The organism is Rhodococcus sp. P14, from assembly GCF_000256505.1.
GTDB lineage: Bacteria > Actinomycetota > Actinomycetes > Mycobacteriales > Mycobacteriaceae > Rhodococcus > Rhodococcus ruber.
Window position 1 is genome coordinate 1 of record NZ_AJFC01000071.1, and the last position, 1949, is coordinate 1949.

Genomic DNA, 1949 nt, shown 5'->3' on the forward strand with positions numbered 1-1949 from the left:
CAAGAAACTGGCCAAATGAGACATACTCTAAGGGGCCTTCCCACGAATGAATCTCTCTCTTCTACCTGGTCTTTCAAGGGCGCCCTAATTTTGGGTTGACGCGGCGCATGGGGGGTACCCGTACCCCTGTACCCCCTTGTGCCTGGTCACTGTTCGCACGCGCCATCACTCCTTCTCCACGGGCCTGATCAGCCATGTCGGCGAACCGTTCTTGGCCTTGTAGCGAACGAGTTCCACTTCGCCCCGTGCCGCGAGGAGTTCGGCAGCGTCGTCCTTCAAGCCCTTGTCTCGACCGAGAAAGTCCGGCATGTCCGAGCGCTTCAACTCACCGACGTCCTTCAGCTTCTTCATGATTCGGTCGCACACCCGCGCCAGGCCGTCCCTCTCCAACACCTCCGCCTTGGCTAGCTCACGCCGCCCTTCGGCTTCGCCTCGAGCCTGATTGGACTTCGCCGCCTCGCAGGCAATTACCTTCTCAACCTCACGACGAGTGCGATTGCTGACCTCCATCACAACGCCCGCCAGATCCCAGTCGTCGTCGCCTACCTTGTCGTAGCGTCCATTCAGCACCATCAATCCGACTGCCACCTTCAGCCGCGTCATGAGGGCGTGGCCGTCGAGAGGGTTCGCATCGGGATCACCACGCAGCACCTTCTTTCGCTGAGCCAGCACGTCTTCCCGCACGCTTTCCGGAATGGCGAGCACCACGAAACTCTTCGGATCAGGAGGCGTGGTCACCAGTGCGACTTCAGCCGTCTCAACACCGCTCACGGAGAATCCGGTCTTCGGTTGCGGCCAAGGCCCCACGATGATCGGTTCCGGTTCGGCAGGTTCAACATCCGGCGCGTTCGGGTCGGTTGTCGGCATCCACAGGAAACGCTGCGGGGTACCGCCGTCTGCATCGTCCAGGAGCGGCTGCGCTTTGGTCGGCTGCGCTCCAACGATCATCGTCAGTCGGTAGCGGTGCGCTTCGACCGGAATTGCTTTTGTCTTATCACGATTAGCGAAACCTAGAGAGTCTCCTGTCCACGCCGACCGAAGCGTCGGAAACAGCGTGGAACCGCTGCGGCCACCCTGCGCGGTAAGGGACTCGACTTCGTCCACGGTGAACATCACCCGCGTTCGCAGACCAACAAACTCCTTGGCCTTGCGGTCGTAGGTGGCGAACTGATCCACCATTCCTTCACCGCTGCCGACGTTTGGTGCATGAAGCCGCCCGCCACCGGGAAGCTTGAGCTGGATCAGGTCGCGAGCAGCAGCGCGGGTGACGCTCTTGCCCGCGCCCGACGGACCGACGAGCGCGACGAACGAGTTGACGCTTCCATGGCTACCGATCAACGGAGGCAGGACCACACGCGGAGGCACTACCGCGAGAGACCGCGCCAGCACAGCACCGAACAACGCCCACGGCGCGATCAACCGCGACTGTGCGAACTGGCGTACTGCCGACAGCTCCGGGCGCGCCGTCCAGAAGCCCTCGACGCGCTCGTCGAGGGCGATGTCGTCCCGGTTCAGGCGGGCTAGGGTCTCTTCGGGATCGACGAGAAGGGCCTGCGCTGCCGCCCACTGAGCTCCGCGAACGAACTCGTCTCGGCTGGGCCTCGCGCGGCCTTCGCGCGCTGAGAGTTCGTCGTCCTCGAACGACTTCTTGAACATCCTCCGAACAGTCGTGTAGACGTCATGCGCCGGATAGCACCCCGCCACGGCCTCACGGAAGCCCATCGCCAAAGCGTTGATCATGGCTCCGTGCCGGGAGCCGTTCTCCCTGAGCTCGCGCTCGAACGTCTTGATCAGGCCCTCGAACGCAGGCATCCGTTCGCTGCGGGTGTAGGTGTCAAGGAACGCCTGCATTTCGTCGGGAGCGAGCAACGGCGCTTCGTCTTCGGGAGCAGCACGCAAGCACGCGAGCAATTGCGGTGCCTCGCTCATGAGCGGCAGGGGGGCGGGGG

General features: G+C 63.1%; 1 protein-coding gene. It reads right to left on the reverse strand.

Annotated features, from left to right (window positions below):
- Window positions 1-165 precede the first annotated feature (165 nt).
- On the reverse strand, window positions 166-1949 hold a 1784-nt coding region (locus tag OEY_RS28050; RefSeq protein ID WP_010592843.1), incomplete at its 5' end, for a DUF3987 domain-containing protein.